The organism is Methyloversatilis universalis EHg5, from assembly GCF_000378945.1.
Lineage (GTDB): Bacteria > Pseudomonadota > Gammaproteobacteria > Burkholderiales > Rhodocyclaceae > Methyloversatilis > Methyloversatilis universalis_A.
Window position 1 is genome coordinate 698250 of record NZ_KB900539.1, and the last position, 16197, is coordinate 714446.

Sequence of the window (16197 nt, forward strand, 5' to 3'; positions counted from 1 at the left end):
ATGGCAAAGCTCTCGAAGCGCATTCAGGCGCTGCGCGCCAAGGTTGATCGCAACCGCGCATACCCGCTGGCCGACGCGCTGGTGCTGGTCAAGGAAACCGCCAACGCCAAGTTCGACGAGTCGGTCGATCTGGCCGTGAATCTGGGCATCGACGCGAAGAAGTCGGACCAGCTGGTCCGTGGCTCGGTCGTGCTGCCTGCCGGTACCGGCAAGAGCGTGCGCGTGGCCGTGTTTGCCCAGGGCGCCAAGGCTGAAGAAGCCAAGGCCGCTGGCGCCGACGTGGTCGGTTTCGACGATCTGGCTGCCCAGGTCAAGGAAGGTAATCTGAACTTCGACGTGGCGATCGCCACCCCGGACGCGATGCGTGTCGTCGGCGCGCTGGGTCAGATTCTCGGTCCGCGTGGCCTGATGCCGAACCCGAAGGTCGGCACCGTGACCATGGACGTCACCACCGCGGTGAAGAACGCCAAGGCCGGTCAGGTGCAGTACCGCACCGACAAGGGCGGCATCGTTCAGTGCACCGTGGGTCGTGCCTCCTTCACCCCGGAACAGCTGACGACCAACATCAAGGCTCTGATCGAAGCGCTGAACAAGGCGCGTCCGGCAGCCGCCAAGGGTGTCTACCTGCGCAAGGTGTCGGTAACGACCACCATGGGCGTGGGCATCCGCGTCGATCAGGCAACGGTGCAGTAATTTTCACGCCCGGTTTTCCGGGCGTTTGACAACAGTACTTTGGGCTGCTGCGGCCAGTAAGGCGCAGCGGGTTGTCAAAGACCGCAGGTGCCCGCAAGGGTCTAATGGCATGCAAGTGCCGCCTGCGCAGATGGCGTTACCCGACACAGGATGGATGGTGTCCGAAAGGACGTTTTCTCTCCTGATACGGTCGCCGCAAGTGGTTGATCCGGAAGGCAGCGATGCCGGATGGACGACTGTAATCATGGGAGCAAGACCTTGGCACTCAATCTCGATCAGAAGAAGGAAGTGGTTGCCGACGCGTCCGCCGCAGTTGCGGACGCACAGGTAATCGTGATCGCCGAGAACAAAGGTCTGGAAGTGGGCGATGTGACCCGCTTGCGTGCTCAGGCTCGTGCACAGGGTGTGTATCTGCGTGTTCTGAAGAACACGCTGGCACGTCGCGCTGTTGCGGGCACCCCTTTCGAGGGGTTGGCGAAGGAAATGACTGGTCCGCTGCTTTACGGCATGTCGGCCGATCCGGTTTCGGCCGCGAAGGTCATTCAGGAATTCGCCAAGAGCAACGACAAGCTGGTGATTCGTGGTGGTGCACTGGCCAATCACGTCATGGACGCCAATGGCGTCAAGGCGCTGGCCACGATGCCGAGCCGCGAACAGCTGCTCGCCACCCTTCTGGGCACGATGCAGGCGCCGATCGCCAAGTTCGTTCAGACCCTCAACGAAGTTCCGGGCAAGTTTGTCCGGACCGTTGCGGCGCTGCGCGACGAACGCGAAAAGCAGTCCGCATAAGTTTTCAGCATCACCCTGCAGATCAGGTAAACCATCCGCGCGTACCCTGTGTCGCGCATGAATCAGGAGTATAGAAATGGCTGTTAGCAAGGAAGAAATCCTCGACGCGATCTCGGCGATGTCGGTTCTCGAACTGTCGCAACTGATCAAGGACATGGAAGAGAAGTTCGGCGTGTCGGCTGCTGCCGCTGTTGCCGTGGCCGCCCCGGCTGCCGCTGGCGCCGCTGCCCCGGCTGCTGAAGAGAAGACCGAATTCACCGTCGTTCTGGCCGCTGCCGGCGAGAAGAAGGTTGAAGTCATCAAGGTCGTTCGCGCTGCCACCGGCCTCGGCCTGAAGGAAGCGAAGGACCTGGTTGACGGCGCTCCGAAGCCGGTCAAGGAAGGCATCGCCAAGGCTGACGCCGAAGCGCTGAAGAAGCAGCTGGAAGAAGCTGGCGCCAAGGTCGAACTGAAGTAATTCGACTCTGGTCCCGCGGGAGTGCGTGCTTTCGGGCACGCGCTCCCGTTGTCGTTTCAGAGGGGACGGCAGGAACAGACGAAAACGCCTGGGAATACCAGGAAAACGCAGTCATGAACTGCTTTTTCCTTGTCTTCCGAAGCGATCACGGAAGACCGTCACCGGTCGAGCGAAAGTCCCGCCTCGGGTGTTCAACCCGCGCTTTCGCTGTCAGCCAGGGGTTGGTAGCGGCCAACCGCCGGTCACGCTGTCCTGATTGCATTCCGTGGTGAAACACGGGGCGGGCGCCGGGTGGCGCACGATCCGTTTTCCCCGGCCATCGCACTCTTTGTCCGGAGATTTCATGGCCTATACCTACACCGAGAAGAAGCGCATTCGCAAAAGCTTTGCGAAACGCGATGCGGTGCTCGACGTGCCTTTCCTGCTGGCGACCCAGCTGGAGTCCTACACCCAGTTCCTGCAGACCGACGTGCCGCTCGAGCATCGTCGCAACCAGGGCCTGCAGGCTGCCTTTACGTCGATCTTCCCGATCGTTTCGCACTCCGGCAATGCCCGCCTCGAGTTCGTCCACTACATGCTGGGCGAGCCGGCCTTCGACGTGAAGGAATGTCATCAGCGCGGTCTGACTTTTGCCAGCCCGCTGCGCGCGCGCGTGCGCCTGGTCATCATGGACCGCGAAGCGCCGAAGGAAACCATCAAGGAAGTGAAGGAGCAGGAAGTGTACATGGGCGAAATTCCGCTCATGACCACCACCGGTTCCTTCGTCATCAATGGCACCGAGCGTGTCATCGTGAGCCAGCTGCACCGTTCGCCCGGCGTGTTCTTCGAACACGATCGCGGCAAGACCCACAGCTCTGGCAAGCTGCTGTTCTCGGCCCGCATCATTCCGTACCGCGGCTCCTGGCTCGATTTCGAATTCGATCCGAAGGACTACCTGTACTTCCGCGTGGACCGTCGCCGCAAGATGCCGGTGACCATCCTGCTGAAGGCGATCGGCATGACGCCGGAACAGATCCTGGCGACCTTCTTCGATTTCGACGGCTTCAATCTGTCCGGCAAGGGCGGCATCGCAATGAAGCTGATGCCGGAACGCCTGCGCGGCGAAATCGCCAAGTTCGACATCGTCGACAAGTCCGGCAAGGTTGTGGTCGCCAAGGACAAGCGCATCACTGCCAAGCACATCCGTGAACTGGCGGAATCGGGCACCGAATCCATCGTCGTGCCGGAAGATTTCCTGGTCGGCCGCGTCATTGCCACCCAGATCGTCGATCAGGACAGCGGCGAAATCCTGGCCAACGCCAACGACGAAATCACCGAAGACCTGCTGGCCAAGCTGTCGGCGGCCGGTGTCGGCGACATCACTACGCTGTACACCAACGATCTGGATCGCGGCCCCTACATTTCGCAGACGCTGCGCACTGACGAAACCGCTGACCAGTGGTCGGCGCGCGTGGCCATCTACCGCATGATGCGTCCGGGCGAGCCGCCCACGGAAGACGCGGTGGAAACGCTGTTCCACGGTCTGTTCTACTCGGAAGAGCGCTACGACCTGTCGGCGGTCGGCCGCATGAAGTTCAACCGTCGCGTCGGTCGTGACGAGATCGAGGGCGCGGCCACGCTTTCGAATGACGACATCGTCGATGTCATTCGCATCCTGGTGGACCTGCGCAACGGCAAGGGTGAGATCGACGATATCGATCACCTCGGCAACCGTCGCGTGCGTTCGGTCGGCGAACTGGCCGAGAACCAGTTCCGCGCAGGTCTGGTGCGTGTCGAGCGTGCGGTGAAGGAACGCCTGTCGCAGGCAGAGTCCGACAACCTGATGCCGCATGACCTGATCAATGCCAAGCCGATTTCGGCCGCGATCAAGGAGTTCTTCGGTTCCAGCCAGCTGTCGCAGTTCATGGACCAGACCAACCCGCTGTCGGAAATCACGCACAAGCGTCGCGTGTCCGCACTGGGCCCGGGCGGTCTGACCCGCGAGCGCGCAGGCTTCGAAGTGCGCGACGTGCATCCGACTCACTATGGCCGCGTGTGCCCGATCGAAACGCCGGAAGGCCCGAACATCGGTCTGATCAACTCGCTTGCGCTGTATGCCCGCACCAACAAGTACGGTTTCCTTGAGACGCCGTACCGCCGCGTGGATGCCGGTCATGTGACCGAGCAGATCGACTTCCTGTCGGCGATCGAAGAAGGCAAGTACGTGATCGCCCAGGCGAACGCTTCGCTGGATGGCGAAGGCGCGCTGAGCGACGAACTGGTGTCCTGCCGTCACAAGGGTGAATTCCAGCTGTCGACGCCGGACCAGGTCCAGTACATGGACATCGCGCCGGGTCAGATCGTGTCGGTCGCTGCATCGCTGATTCCGTTCCTGGAACACGATGATGCGAACCGTGCGCTGATGGGCGCCAACATGCAGCGTCAGGCCGTGCCCTGCCTGCGTCCGGAAAAGGCCTTCGTCGGTACCGGCATCGAGCGCACCGTGGCGGTCGACTCGGGTACGGCGGTGCAGGCACTGCGCGGCGGTGTGGTCGACTACGTCGATGCCAGCCGCGTCGTGGTCCGTGTCAACGACGAGGAAACGGTGCCGGGTGAAGTCGGCGTCGATATCTACAACCTGGTCAAGTACACCCGTTCGAATCAGAACACCAACATCAACCAGCGTCCGGTCGTGAAGATCGGCGACATCATCGCCAAGGGCGACGTGGTGGCCGACGGCGCCTCGACCGACCTCGGCGAACTGGCGCTTGGCCAGAACATGCTGGTCGCGTTCATGCCGTGGAACGGCTACAACTTCGAAGATTCGATCCTGCTGTCCGAGCGCGTCGTCGCCGAAGACCGCTTCACGTCGATCCACATCGAAGAGCTGACCGTGGTCGCGCGTGACACCAAGCTGGGCCCTGAGGAAATCACCCGCGACATCGCGTCGCTCGGTGAAGCCCAGCTCGGCCGTCTCGACGAATCCGGCATCGTGTACATCGGTGCCGAGGTCGAAGCCGGTGACGTGCTGGTGGGCAAGGTGACGCCGAAGGGCGAAACCCAGCTGACCCCGGAAGAGAAGCTGCTGCGCGCCATCTTCGGCGAGAAGGCTTCGGACGTGAAGGACACCTCGCTGCGCGTGCCCTCCGGCATGAACGGCACGGTGATCGACGTGCAGGTGTTCACCCGCGAAGGCATCGAGCGCGACAAGCGCGCGCAGTCCATCATCGACGACATGCTGCGCGGCTACCGCCAGGATCTGGGCGACCAGATGCGCATCGTCGAGCGCGACACCTTCGCCCGTATCGAGCGCCTGCTGATCGGTCGCGTCGCCAACGGCGGCCCGAAGCGTCTGGCCAAGGGCGCGACCATCACGCGTGAATACCTGGACGGCGTCGAGCCGCACAGCTGGTTCGACATCCGCATGGCCGAAGAGGACATCGCGGCGCAGCTGGAAAGCCTGCGCGAATCGCTGGAAAAGACCCGCACCGACTTCGATCTCGCCTTCGAGCTGAAGAAGAAGAAGCTCACCCAGGGCGATGAACTGCCGCCGGGCGTGCAGAAGATGGTCAAGGTCTATCTGGCGGTGAAGCGTCGCCTGCAGCCGGGTGACAAGATGGCCGGCCGTCACGGCAACAAGGGTGTGGTGTCCAAGATCACGCCGATCGAAGACATGCCCTACATGGAAGACGGCACCTCGGTCGACATCGTGCTGAACCCGCTGGGCGTGCCGTCGCGGATGAACATCGGTCAGATCCTGGAAACCCACCTCGGCATGGCCGCGCGTGGTCTGGGCAAGAAGATCGATGCCATGCTGCGCCGTCAGGCCAATATCGCCGAGCTGCGCGGTTTCCTCGACGAGATCTACAACCGCAGCGGCAGCGCCGAGGACATCGGTTCGCTGAACGACGGTGAAGTGATGGAACTGGCCAGCAACCTGAAGTTCGGCGTGCCGTTCGCGACGCCGGTGTTCGACGGTGCGCACGAAGCCGAAATCCGTCGCATGCTGGAACTGGCTGACATGCCTTCGGGCGGCCAGATGACGCTGTACGACGGCCGCACCGGCGAGGCGTTCGAACGCCAGGTCACCGTGGGCTACATGCACGTGCTGAAGCTGCACCACCTTGTCGACGACAAGATGCACGCCCGTTCGACCGGCCCGTACTCGCTGGTGACCCAGCAGCCGCTGGGCGGCAAGGCGCAGTTCGGTGGTCAGCGTTTCGGTGAAATGGAAGTGTGGGCGCTGGAAGCGTACGGCGCCTCCTACACGCTGCAGGAAATGCTCACCGTGAAGTCCGATGACGTGACCGGCCGTACCAAGGTCTATGAAAACATCGTCAAGGGCGAGCACAAGATCGATGCCGGCATGCCGGAGTCGTTCAACGTGCTGGTGAAGGAAATCCGGTCTCTGGCCATCGACATTGATTTGGAGCGGTTCTAGGACTGGGCGCGAAAGCGTTCCGCCTAGCCCCTAGCCACTAGCCCCAAAGGAGTTGCCATGAAAGCATTGCTGGATCTTTTCAAGCAGGTCACGCAGGAAGAAGAGTTCGACGCGATCACCATCGGTCTCGCGTCGCCGGACAAGATCCGTTCCTGGTCCTACGGCGAAGTCAAGAAGCCGGAAACCATCAACTACCGCACCTTCAAGCCGGAGCGGGATGGTCTGTTCTGCGCCAAGATCTTCGGCCCGGTCAAGGATTACGAGTGCCTGTGCGGCAAGTACAAGCGCCTGAAGCACCGCGGTGTCATCTGCGAGAAGTGCGGCGTTGAAGTCACGCTGTCCAAGGTGCGTCGCGAGCGCATGGGCCACATCGAGCTGGCCAGCCCGACCGCGCACATCTGGTTCCTGAAGTCGCTGCCGTCGCGTCTGGGCATGGTGCTCGACATGACGCTGCGCGACATCGAGCGCGTGCTGTACTTCGAAGGCTATGTCGTCGTCGACCCGGGCATGACCCCGCTGAACCGCGGTCAGCTGCTGTCGGAAGACGACTACCTGGCCAAGGTCGAAGAGTACGGCGACGATTTCACCGCGTTCATGGGTGCGGAAGGCGTGCGCGGCATGCTGCGTTCGCTCGACCTGAACCGTGAAGTCGAGAAGCTTCGCGGCGAGCTGGAAGCCACCAGCTCCGAAGCGAAGATGAAGAAGATTTCCAAGCGTCTGAAGATTCTGGAAGGCTTCCAGCATTCGGGCATCAAGCCCGAGTGGATGATTCTGGAAGTGCTGCCGGTGCTGCCGCCGGACCTGCGTCCGCTGGTGCCGCTGGACGGTGGCCGCTTCGCGACCTCGGATCTGAACGACCTGTACCGCCGCGTCATTAACCGCAACAACCGTCTGAAGCGTCTGCTCGAGCTGAAGGCGCCTGAAATCATCGTGCGCAACGAAAAGCGCATGCTGCAGGAAGCGGTGGATTCGCTGCTCGACAACGGCCGTCGCGGCAAGGCGATGACCGGCGCCAACAAGCGCCCGCTGAAGTCGCTGGCCGACATGATCAAGGGCAAGGGCGGTCGTTTCCGTCAGAACCTGCTGGGCAAGCGCGTCGACTACTCCGGCCGTTCGGTCATCGTGGTCGGTCCGCAGCTCAAGCTGCACCAGTGCGGCCTGCCGAAGAAGATGGCGCTCGAGCTGTTCAAGCCCTTCATCTTCAACAAGCTCGAACTGAACGGCATGGCGACCACCATCAAGGCCGCCAAGAAGCTGGTCGAGCAGGAAGTGCCGGAGGTGTGGGACATCCTCGAAGAGGTGATCCGCGAACATCCGGTCATGCTGAACCGCGCGCCGACGCTGCACCGTCTCGGCATCCAGGCGTTCGAACCGACCCTGATCGAAGGCAAGGCCATTCAGCTGCACCCGCTGGTCTGCGTGGCGTTCAACGCCGACTTCGACGGTGACCAGATGGCCGTCCACGTGCCGCTGTCGCTGGAAGCGCAGATGGAAGCGCGCACGCTGATGCTGGCATCGAACAACGTGCTGTCGCCCGCCAACGGCGAGCCGATCATCGTGCCGTCGCAGGACATCGTGCTGGGTCTGTACTACGCCACCCGCGCCAAGATCAATGGCAAGGGCGAGGGCATGATGTTCGCGAACGTGAACGAAATGCGTCGCGCCTACGAAAACGGTTTCGTCGAGCTGCACTCGAAGGTGTCGGTGCGCATCCGCGAAGTTGAGGTCGTCGACGGTGAGAAGCGCGAGAAGATCACGCGTTACGACACCACGGTCGGTCGCGCCATGCTGGCGGAAATCCTGCCGCCGGGCCTGCCGTTCTCGGTGCTCGACAAGCCGCTGAAGAAGAAGGAAATCTCGAAGCTGGTGAACCACAGCTTCCGTCGCTGCGGCCTGCGTGAAACCGTCATCTTCGCCGACAAGCTGATGCAGTCGGGCTTCGGTCTGGCTACCCGCGCCGGTATCTCGATCGCGGTGAAGGACATGCTGGTGCCGGACGCCAAGCACACCATCATCGGTGCGGCCGAAGCGGAAGTGAAGGAAATCGCCCAGCAGTACACCTCCGGTCTGGTGACCGACGGCGAGCGCTACAACAAGGTGGTGGATATCTGGGGTCGTGCCGGTGACCAGGTCGCGAAGGCGATGATGGACCAGCTCGGTCAGGAAGACACCGTCGACCGCAACGGCAATACGGTGAAGCAGGAGTCGTTCAACTCCATCTACATGATGGCCGACTCCGGCGCCCGCGGTTCCGCTGCCCAGATCCGTCAGCTGGCCGGTATGCGGGGCCTGATGGCGAAGCCGGATGGCTCCATCATCGAAACGCCGATCACGACCAACTTCCGCGAAGGTCTGAACGTTCTGCAGTACTTCATCTCGACGCACGGTGCCCGTAAGGGTCTGGCCGATACGGCGCTGAAGACCGCGAACTCCGGTTACCTGACCCGTCGTCTGGTCGACGTGACCCAGGATCTGGTGGTCACCGAGGACGATTGCGGCACGTCCGAAGGCTTCGTGATGAAGGCGCTGGTCGAAGGCGGTGAAGTGATCGAGCCGCTGCGCGAGCGCGTGCTGGGTCGCGTTACTGCGGCTGACGTCGTCAATCCTGAAACCCAGGAAACCGTGATTTTCGCCGGCGAGCTGATCGACGAAGACCGTTGTGACCTGATGGATTCGCTCGGCGTCGATGAGGTGAAGGTGCGTACGCCGCTGACCTGCGAAACCCGCTACGGCCTGTGCGCCCAGTGCTATGGCCGCGATCTCGGCCGTGGCCAGATCGTGAATGCCGGCGAGGCGGTGGGCGTGATCGCTGCGCAGTCGATCGGCGAACCGGGCACGCAGCTGACCATGCGTACCTTCCACGTCGGTGGTGCCGCGTCGCGAGCCGCAGCAGCCAGTGGCGTCGAAGCGAAGAGCGCAGGTGTCATCCGCTTCACGCAGAACATGCGCTATGTCACCAGCGCAAAGAACGAAAAGATCGTCATCGCCCGCAGCGCCGAAATCATCATTACCGATGATCATGGCCGCGAGCGTGAGCGTCACAAGGTGCCGTACGGTGCGACGCTGCAGGTCGACGAAGGTCAGACCATCAAAGCCGGTACTGGCCTGGCGACCTGGGATCCGCATACCCGCCCCATCATTACCGAGTACTCGGGCATCGTGCGCTTCGAACACGTCGAAGAAGGCGTGACCGTGGCAAAGCAGGTCGATGACGTGACCGGCCTTACGACGCTGGTGGTTATCGACCCGAAGCGTCGCAGCACCAGCACCAAGGGCCTGCGCCCGCAGGTGAAGCTGCTGACCGAGTCGGGCGACGAGGTGAAGATCGCTGGCACCGATACGCCTGTGTCCATCACCTTCCAGGTGGGCTGCATCATCACGGTGAAGGATGGTCAGGCAGTTTCGGTGGGTGACGTGCTGGCCCGCATCCCGCAAGAATCGGCAAAGACCCGCGACATTACCGGGGGTCTGCCGCGCGTGGCCGAGCTGTTCGAAGCCCGTTCGCCGAAGGACGCCGGTCTGCTGGCCGAAGTCACCGGTACGGTGTCGTTCGGCAAGGACACCAAGGGCAAGCAGCGTCTGGTCATCACTGAGCCGGATGGCACGGTGAATGAGTTCCTGATCCCGAAGGACAAGCACGTCACCGTGCACGACGGTCAGGTGGTGAACAAGGGCGAAGTGATCGTCGACGGCGCGGTCGAACCGCACGACATCCTGCGTCTGAAGGGCGTCGAGGAACTGGCGCGCTACATCATCGACGAAGTGCAGGACGTGTACCGTCTGCAGGGCGTGAAGATCAACGACAAGCACATCGAGGTGATCGTCCGCCAGATGCTGCGTCGTGTGGTCATCGTCGATGCGGGTGATTCGAAGTTCATTCGCGAGGAACAGGTCGAGCGTTCGGAAGTGCTGGACGAGAACGATCGTCTGGTTGCCGAAGGCAAGCGTCCGGCCGAGTACCAGTACATGCTGCTCGGTATCACCAAGGCGTCGCTGTCTACCGATTCGTTCATCTCCGCCGCTTCCTTCCAGGAAACGACGCGCGTGCTGACCGAAGCGGCCATCATGGGCAAGCGCGACGAGCTGCGCGGCCTGAAGGAAAACGTCATCGTCGGTCGTCTGATTCCGGCCGGTACTGGTCTGGCTTATCACCGGACCCGCCGTGCCCAGACGTCCGGGGATGATGCCGCCGCCGCTGATCGCCTGCTTTTCGGCGACGATCCGGTGACTGCCGAAGCCGATGCAGGCGAGGCGCAGCAGTAAGTAGTCTGAGTGTTGCAGTCCGGATCAGCCCAGGGTAGCCGGCTAGGTGCCCAGGGTTGACCCGATTGTTTTTATGTGCCTATAATCCGGCCTCTTTGTGGGTCCGCCAACCGTAGCGGGCCCGAGGCGAACGAGTCGCGGAGGCGGGCCACTGGATAGGCGTCGCCTCCGGTCTTTTGGAATCTCGAAAAAATGCCAACCATCAATCAGCTTGTACGCAAGCCGCGCACTTCGCCGGTAAGCAAGTCCAAGGTGCCGGCTCTCGAAGCTTGCCCGCAAAAGCGTGGTGTCTGCACCCGCGTCTACACCACGACCCCGAAGAAGCCGAACTCGGCGCTGCGTAAGGTCGCCAAGGTTCGCCTGACCAACGGTTTCGAAGTGATTTCGTACATCGGTGGTGAGGGTCACAACCTGCAGGAGCACTCGGTTGTGCTGATTCGCGGCGGCCGTGTTAAGGATCTTCCGGGTGTCCGTTATCACATCGTGCGCGGTTCTCTGGATCTTCAGGGTGTGAAGGACCGGAAGCAGTCCCGTTCGAAGTACGGCGCCAAGCGTCCGAAGAAAGCGTAACAGCAGAGATTGAGGGGTTAAGAATATGCCGCGTCGTCGCGAAGTACCGAAACGGGACATCCTGCCGGATCCGAAGTTTGGCAGCGTTGACCTGTCCAAGTTTGTCAATGTGCTCATGTCCGCCGGCAAGAAGTCGGTTGCGGAGCGCATCGTTTATGGCGCCTTTGATCAGATCAAGGCCAAGAGTGGCAAGGATCCGCTCGAGGTGTTTGCTCAGGCGATCAATAACGTGAAGCCGGTTGTGGAAGTGAAGAGCCGCCGCGTGGGTGGTGCCAACTACCAGGTGCCGGTGGAAGTCCGTCCGTCTCGTCGCATGGCGCTGTCGATGCGCTGGCTGCGCGAAGCGGCCCGCAAGCGTTCGGAGAAGTCGATGGGTCTGCGCCTGGCAGCCGAGCTGCTGGAGGCCTCCGAAGGTCGTGGCGCTGCGATGAAGAAGCGCGACGAGGTTCACCGGATGGCTGACGCGAACAAGGCGTTCTCGCACTTCCGCTTCTGATTCAAAGATTTGCTTAATTGACTTGGCCGCCACTTGTGGCGGCCTCTTGTTTCAAAGGACTGTATCGTGGCACGCAAGACACCGATCGAGCGCTACCGGAATATCGGCATTTCGGCGCACATTGACGCTGGCAAGACGACGACGACCGAGCGGATTCTTTACTACACCGGCGTCAACCACAAGCTGGGCGAAGTGCACGACGGTGCGGCCACGACGGACTGGATGGAGCAGGAGCAGGAGCGCGGCATCACCATCACCTCTGCTGCCGTGACCACCTTCTGGAAGGGCATGGGCGGTAACTTCCCCGAGCATCGCGTCAACATCATTGACACTCCGGGTCACGTTGACTTCACCATCGAAGTCGAGCGTTCGATGCGTGTGCTCGACGGCGCCTGCATGGTTTATTGCGCGGTCGGTGGTGTTCAGCCTCAGTCCGAAACGGTGTGGCGTCAGGCAAATAAGTATGGCGTGCCGCGTCTGGCCTTCGTGAACAAGATGGACCGTACCGGTGCCAACTTCTTCAAGGTCTACGAACAGCTGAAGACCCGCCTGAGCGCCAATCCGGTGCCGGTTGTCATCCCCATTGGTGCGGAAGAGAACTTCAAGGGTGTTGTTGATCTGATCAAGATGAAGGCCATCATTTGGGATGAGGCTTCTCAGGGCATCAAGTTTGCCTACGAGGACATCCCGGCTGATCTGCAGGACAGCGCTGAAGAGTGGCGTGAAAAGATGGTCGAGGCGGCTGCCGAGTCGACCGAAGAAATGATGAACAAGTATCTGGAGAGCGGTGAGCTGTCCGAGGCTGACATCATTCAGGGTTTGCGTACCCGCACCATCGCTGGCGAAATCCACCCGATGCTGTGTGGCACCGCGTTCAAGAACAAGGGTGTGCAGCGCATGCTGGATGCCGTGGTCGAATTCCTGCCGTCGCCGGTCGATATTCCGCCGGTCAAGGGCCTGGGTGAAGACGAAGAGCAGGTTGAGCGCAAGGCGGCTGACGACGAAAAGTTCTCGGCGCTGGCGTTCAAGCTGATGTCTGACAAATATGTCGGTCAGCTCACTTTCATTCGCGTGTATTCGGGTGTCCTGAAGTCTGGCGACACGGTGTACAACCCGGTCAAGGGCAAGAAGGAACGTATCGGTCGTCTGGTGCAGATGCACGCGAATGATCGCCAGGAAATCGAAGAAGTGCGCGCCGGCGACATCGCCGCTGCGATCGGCCTGCAGTCGGTGACCACTGGTGAAACGCTGTGTGATCCGGATGCGGAAGTAACGCTCGAGCGCATGGAGTTCCCGGAGCCGGTGATTCACGTCGCGGTTGAGCCGAAGACCAAGGGCGACCAGGAAAAAATGGGTCTGGCGCTGGGTCGTCTGGCGCAGGAAGATCCGTCCTTCCGCGTGCGCACCGACGAAGAATCCGGTCAGACCGTGATTTCGGGTATGGGCGAGCTCCACCTTGAAATCATCGTGGATCGCATGAAGCGCGAATTTGGCGTCGAAGCCAACGTGGGTGCGCCGCAGGTGGCCTATCGCGAAGCCGTGCGCAAAGCGGTTGAGCAGGAAGGCAAGTTCGTCAAGCAGTCCGGTGGTCGTGGTCAGTACGGTCATGTCTGGATCAAGCTGGAGCCGAACGAGCCGGGCAAGGGTTATCAGTTCGTTGATGCGATCAAGGGCGGTACCGTGCCCCGCGAATTTATCCCGGCGGTCGACAAGGGTCTGCAGGAAACGCTGCCGAATGGCGTGCTGGCCGGCTTCCCTGTCGTCGATGTCAAGGTGACGCTGTTCGACGGCTCCTACCACGACGTCGATTCGAACGAAAACGCGTTCAAGATGGCGGCTTCGATGGCCTTCAAGGATGCGATGCGCAAGGCCAGCCCGGTTCTGCTTGAGCCGATGATGGCTGTGGAAGTCGAAACGCCGGAAGACTACATGGGTAACGTCATGGGTGACCTGTCGGGTCGTCGCGGCATTGTCCAGGGCATGGAAGACATGCCCGGTGGCATCAAGGCGATCAAGGCGGAAGTTCCGCTGGCTGCCATGTTCGGTTACTCGACCACGCTGCGTTCGCTGAGCCAGGGTCGTGCGACTTATTCGATGGAATTCAAGCATTACGCGGAAGCGCCCAAGAACGTCGCTGACGCCATCATCAACAAGAAGTAATCAGTAATCAGAGGCTAGAGAAATGGCAAAGGGAAAGTTTGAGCGCACCAAGCCGCACGTGAACGTGGGCACGATTGGTCACGTTGACCATGGCAAGACGACGCTGACGGCGGCGATCACGACGATTCTGTCGTCGAAGTTCGGTGGTGAGGCGAAGGCCTACGATCAGATTGATGCGGCGCCGGAAGAGAAGGCGCGTGGTATCACGATCAACACCGCGCACGTTGAGTACGAGACGGCCACCCGCCACTACGCTCACGTTGATTGCCCGGGTCACGCTGACTACGTGAAGAACATGATTACCGGTGCTGCGCAGATGGACGGCGCGATTCTGGTGTGTTCGGCTGCTGACGGCCCGATGCCGCAGACCCGCGAGCACATCCTGCTGGCCCGTCAGGTTGGCGTGCCGTACATCGTGGTGTTCCTGAACAAGTGCGACATGGTCGACGACGCCGAGCTGCTCGAACTGGTCGAAATGGAAGTGCGCGAACTGCTGTCGAAGTACGACTTCCCGGGTGATGACGTGCCCATCGTCAAGGGCTCGGCTCTGAAGGCGCTGGAAGGTGACAAGACCGACCTGGGCGAAGGCGCGATCCTGGCGCTGGCCGATGCGCTGGACAGCTACATCCCGACGCCGGAGCGCGCGGTGGATGGGGCCTTCCTGATGCCGATCGAAGACGTGTTCTCGATCTCGGGTCGTGGCACCGTGGTGACCGGCCGTATCGAACGCGGCATCGTGAAGGTTGGTGAAGAAATCGAAATCGTCGGTATCAAGCCGACGGTGAAGACCACCTGCACCGGCGTGGAAATGTTCCGCAAGCTGCTGGATCAGGGCCAGGCAGGTGACAACGTGGGCGTGCTGCTGCGCGGCACCAAGCGTGAAGACGTTGAGCGTGGTCAGGTGCTGGCCAAGCCGGGTTCGATCAAGCCGCACACCCACTTCACGGCCGAGATCTACGTGCTGTCGAAGGATGAAGGTGGTCGTCACACCCCGTTCTTCAACGGTTATCGCCCGCAGTTCTACTTCCGCACGACGGACGTGACTGGCGCGATCGATCTGCCGGAAGGCACCGAGATGGTGATGCCGGGTGACAACGTTTCGATCACGGTGAAGCTGATCGCCCCGATCGCGATGGAAGAAGGTCTGCGCTTCGCGATCCGCGAAGGTGGTCGCACCGTCGGCGCCGGCGTGGTTGCCAAGATCGTCGAGTAAGTAGTACACTCGCTAGCTTTTGTGCCGGGCGGCCTCGTGTCGTCCGGCTTTGCTCTTTCGCTCTTTGGGAAAAACCAATGCAAAGCCAGAAGATCCGTATCCGCCTCAAGGCATTTGACTATCGTCTGATCGATCAGTCGGCTCTGGAGATTGTGGATACCGCAAAGCGTACCGGTGCCGTTGTTCGTGGCCCGGTTCCGCTGCCGACCCGCATCGAGCGTTTCAACGTGCTGCGTTCGCCGCACGTGAACAAGACCTCGCGCGACCAGTTCGAAATCCGCACCCATGTCCGCCTGATGGACATCATCGACCCCACCGACAAGACGGTTGATGCGCTGATGAAACTGGATCTGCCTGCGGGCGTGGATGTCGAGATCAAGCTTCAGTAAGAGCAGTCTTTTCCGGCGTTCTTTTTGCCGGTAAGCGTCATCGGATTTCCGGTGGCAGTTGAAACGGATCCCGGTCAATCGCAACCGGGATGAGGAGAAAAACATGAGTCTAGGCCTTGTGGGTCGCAAGGTCGGCATGACGCGTATCTTCACCGACGACGGTCAAACCGTTCCGGTGACGGTCGTGGATGTGTCGAACAACCGCGTTACCCAGATCAAGACGGCAGAAACCGATGGTTATACGTCGGTGCAGGTCGCTTTCGGCAAGCGTCGCGCTACCCGCGTGAACAAAGCCGCCGCAGGTCATTTCGCCAAGGCAGGTGTCGAGGCCGGTGAAGTGCTGCGCGAATTCCGTGTCGATGCGGAAAAGCTCGCCCAGTTCAAGGCGGGTGATGTCATCAGTGCCGCTTCGGTGTTCGCGGTGGGCCAGAAGGTCGATGTGACGGGTACGTCCATCGGTAAGGGCTTCGCCGGTGCCATCAAGCGCCACAACTTCTCGTCCAACCGTGCTTCGCACGGTAACTCGATTTCGCACAATTCGCCGGGTTCCATCGGTATGGCGCAGGATCCGGGTCGCGTTTTCCCGGGCAAGCGCATGGCCGGTCACCTCGGTGATGCCAAGAGCACCCAGCAGGGTCTGGAGGTCGTGCGTATCGACGAGGCCCGTCAGCTGCTGCTCATCAAGGGCGCAATTCCGGGTTCCAAGGGCGGGGACGTAATCGTCCTGCCGGCGGTCAAGGGCTGAGG

At 61.3% G+C, this 16197-nt stretch carries 11 protein-coding genes; all 11 read left to right on the forward strand.

Features of this window, described 5'->3' with window-relative positions; genetic code table 11:
• The 11 genes from rplA (at nt 1) to rplC (ending at nt 16195) form a co-directional block, all read left to right on the forward strand.
• Nucleotides 1-693, forward strand: a complete 693-nt coding sequence (gene rplA, locus METUNV2_RS0103215) for a 50S ribosomal protein L1 (RefSeq protein WP_018228073.1) — start codon at nt 1-3, stop codon at nt 691-693.
• 258 nt (nt 694-951) lie between these two features.
• Nucleotides 952-1482, forward strand: coding sequence for a 50S ribosomal protein L10 (gene rplJ / locus METUNV2_RS0103220; RefSeq protein WP_026187833.1), 531 nt, complete (start codon nt 952-954; stop codon nt 1480-1482).
• 76 nt (nt 1483-1558) lie between these two features.
• Nucleotides 1559-1939: a 50S ribosomal protein L7/L12 gene (gene rplL / locus METUNV2_RS0103225; protein ID WP_018228075.1), complete on the forward strand. Its 381-nt coding sequence runs from the start codon at nt 1559-1561 to the stop codon at nt 1937-1939.
• A gap of 343 nt (nt 1940-2282) precedes the next feature.
• Nucleotides 2283-6359, forward strand: coding sequence for a DNA-directed RNA polymerase subunit beta (gene rpoB, locus METUNV2_RS0103230; RefSeq protein WP_018228076.1), 4077 nt, complete (start codon nt 2283-2285; stop codon nt 6357-6359).
• A gap of 57 nt (nt 6360-6416) precedes the next feature.
• On the forward strand, nt 6417-10622 hold the full coding sequence (gene rpoC / locus METUNV2_RS0103235) for a DNA-directed RNA polymerase subunit beta' (RefSeq protein ID WP_018228077.1): 4206 nt from the start codon (nt 6417-6419) through the stop codon (nt 10620-10622).
• Between the two features lie 192 nt (nt 10623-10814).
• Nucleotides 10815-11192: a 30S ribosomal protein S12 gene (gene rpsL, locus METUNV2_RS0103240; protein WP_008061703.1), complete on the forward strand. Its 378-nt coding sequence runs from the start codon at nt 10815-10817 to the stop codon at nt 11190-11192.
• Nucleotides 11193-11217: 25 nt separating this feature from the next.
• Entirely contained in the window at nt 11218-11688 is a 471-nt protein-coding gene (rpsG, locus tag METUNV2_RS0103245) for a 30S ribosomal protein S7 (protein ID WP_018228078.1), read from the forward strand.
• A gap of 66 nt (nt 11689-11754) precedes the next feature.
• On the forward strand, nt 11755-13848 hold the full coding sequence (gene fusA / locus METUNV2_RS0103250) for an elongation factor G (protein WP_018228079.1): 2094 nt from the start codon (nt 11755-11757) through the stop codon (nt 13846-13848).
• A 22-nt stretch (nt 13849-13870) separates the two neighbouring features.
• Entirely contained in the window at nt 13871-15061 is a 1191-nt protein-coding gene (gene tuf, locus METUNV2_RS0103255) for an elongation factor Tu (protein ID WP_018228080.1), read from the forward strand.
• A gap of 77 nt (nt 15062-15138) precedes the next feature.
• Nucleotides 15139-15450, forward strand: a complete 312-nt coding sequence (gene rpsJ / locus METUNV2_RS0103260; RefSeq protein WP_008061711.1) for a 30S ribosomal protein S10 — start codon at nt 15139-15141, stop codon at nt 15448-15450.
• Nucleotides 15451-15553: 103 nt separating this feature from the next.
• Nucleotides 15554-16195 (forward strand): 50S ribosomal protein L3, encoded by a 642-nt coding sequence (gene rplC / locus METUNV2_RS0103265; RefSeq protein WP_026187834.1) that lies wholly within the window; start codon nt 15554-15556, stop codon nt 16193-16195.
• Nucleotides 16196-16197: the final 2 nt, after the last annotated feature.